This window comes from Kitasatospora sp. NPDC091257 (assembly GCF_044757675.1).
Lineage (GTDB): Bacteria > Actinomycetota > Actinomycetes > Streptomycetales > Streptomycetaceae > Kitasatospora > Kitasatospora lactacystinica.
Genome location: NZ_JBIVVI010001448.1, coordinates 1 through 1997, shown reverse-complemented (window position 1 = coordinate 1997; position 1997 = coordinate 1). Strand labels below are relative to the sequence as shown.

Genomic DNA, 1997 nt, shown 5'->3' with positions numbered 1-1997 from the left:
CTGGTAGGTGTGCTGAGGGGTGTCCGCCATCACCATGAACACCCGGCGCACGAAGTCGAGCGGGACCTTCGCGTGGAACAGGTCCGACATCGAGTTCACGAACACCGTCCGCGGGCTCTTCCAGCCGTACGGCACCTCCAAGGCGTCCCGGTGGAGCGTCAGAGCGAACCCCGGACCGGACGTCCGGGTGTCGCCGTCGGCCTGGTATTTGGCCGCGCCCATCGCCTTCAAACGCTTCGCGAGTGCGAGGGCGTAGCAGTTGTCACAGCCGGCCGAGACGCGATCACAACCGGTGGTGGGGTTCCACGTGGCCTCCGTCCACTCGATGCCACTGCGATCACTCACTGCTAGCTCCTCACCACTGCCCTCCGGCAGCCACTGCTGCCGCTCCGTGTCCACCACAGGCGGCACGGCACCCGCCTACCATCCTCCGCTGACGCTGGGCCTGTCGAACCGGCTGGTCACACCCGCTAGGAGTGCGAGTGCAGTTCGTGCTGATCACTTGCCGACATCGGCCCAGACCGGCACGTCGGGGCGGTTTGGATCGAGCGGGGTGGATTCCAGGACCGTCCCCGCGCAGGCGAGGGCCTTCTCCAGGACGGTTCTGAGGTGCGGTGGCAGATTGCCCGTGCTCAATGCGCAGGCCGCCATGGAATTCTTGAGGGCTTCTATCTGAGCAGTGCGGAGGTGGGAAAGGACGACAGGGTGGGTGAGAAGGTCCCGGAGTGCGTACCCGTCGCCGGATACACCAGTTCTACTGGACAGTTGCTTGATCAGGTTGTTGATGGAGGGCATGCCAGCGGCGGCGTCGATCGCGGTCAGGGCGAGGCGGGTGGTGAAGACGGTCAGGCCCTCGCCCGGTTCGAAGGCCAGGCAGTGGTCGATCGCGGTCTCGGAGGCGTGCCGGTCCCCGGGGCGGCATAGGGCGGTGAGGACGGCGGCGACTGCGTTCTCCCAGGGTTCGCCGGGCTCCGTGCCGGCCAGGATGGCGAGGGCACCGTGGAGGTCGCCGGTGGTGGCGCGGGCGAGGATGGCGGTCTGGCGGCCGTCGAGGATGTGTTGGCCGATGCCGTGGTGCTTCTCGATGTGCTGCAGGGCCTCTGTCCAGCGGCCGGCGGTGGTGAGGGCGCGGGTGCCGTCGGCGATGACGACCCGCCATAGCCACTGGCGGACCTCGGCGCGCTGGTCGGATGTTTCGGTGAGGTGGGCGGGGACGGTGATGCCGTCGAGCGTTGCCTCGGTGCTGCTGGTGACGGCGTGGTAGAGGTCGAGGAGGAGTTGGTGGCCGCGTTGGTGGTGGCCAGCGCGGATGTGGAGGCGGGCGAGGTTTACGATCGGCTCCAGGCCGCGGATGGCGCTCATCGCAGGGAGTGGGCCGCGGGTGAGGTAGAGGGCGGCGTGGCGGTGGCAGAGCTCGCGGGCGTAGGTGGGCAGGTCGAGGTCGGAGGCGAGGAGGGCGGTCTGGTTGAAGACGGTGGAGGCGAGGCCCGGGTTGTTCTGCCGGGAGGCCGTGTCGGCCAGCTCGGAGAGCCGGCCGACACGGTCGTTGAGGGGCAGGCACGCGGGCCGGTGGCGTGCGACCAGCGGGAAGCGCTGGGCGATCGGTCCGGTCGGGTGCACGCGGACTACTCCCAGGTGACGGTGATCGGGTGGTGGGGGCGGTCCAGGACGAAGCGGCCGGCGGCCGGGTCCGCGGTGGCGGGGGTGTCGGGGAGTTCGATGCGCAGAGTCCGGTTGCGGAAGCCGATGTTCCAGGTGCGGATCTGGTCGGCGGCGAGGTCGGCGAGGGCGGCGCCTGCCGGGCCGTGGCCGATGACGCCGGTCTCGTAGGTCTTGCGGCCGTCGTTGTCGGGTTCTCCGGGGCGGAGGGTGAGGTAGGCGAGGGAGCCGGCGTCCACGGTGGCCATGGCGCCCCAGCCGAACATGGGGGTGATGCCGCGTTCGCGGGCAGTGCCGGTCACGCTCATCCTCATCAGGGAGTTGGGGAGGGTGAGGGC

Annotated in this window: 2 protein-coding genes and 1 pseudogene; all 3 read right to left on the bottom strand. The window is 69.7% G+C overall.

Annotated elements, in window-relative coordinates; genetic code table 11:
• On the bottom strand, nucleotides 1-345 hold a 345-nt coding region (locus tag ACIQOV_RS39240), incomplete at its 3' end, for a DUF5131 family protein (protein ID WP_401055658.1).
• A gap of 153 nt (nucleotides 346-498) precedes the next feature.
• Nucleotides 499-1620 carry a hypothetical protein gene (locus ACIQOV_RS39235; RefSeq protein WP_401055656.1) on the bottom strand — a complete coding sequence of 374 codons (1122 nt, stop codon included), beginning with the start codon at nucleotides 1618-1620 and terminating at the stop codon, nucleotides 499-501.
• Between the two features lie 5 nt (nucleotides 1621-1625).
• Nucleotides 1626-1997: pseudogene (locus tag ACIQOV_RS39230) on the bottom strand (methyltransferase, FxLD system); the annotation flags it as partial.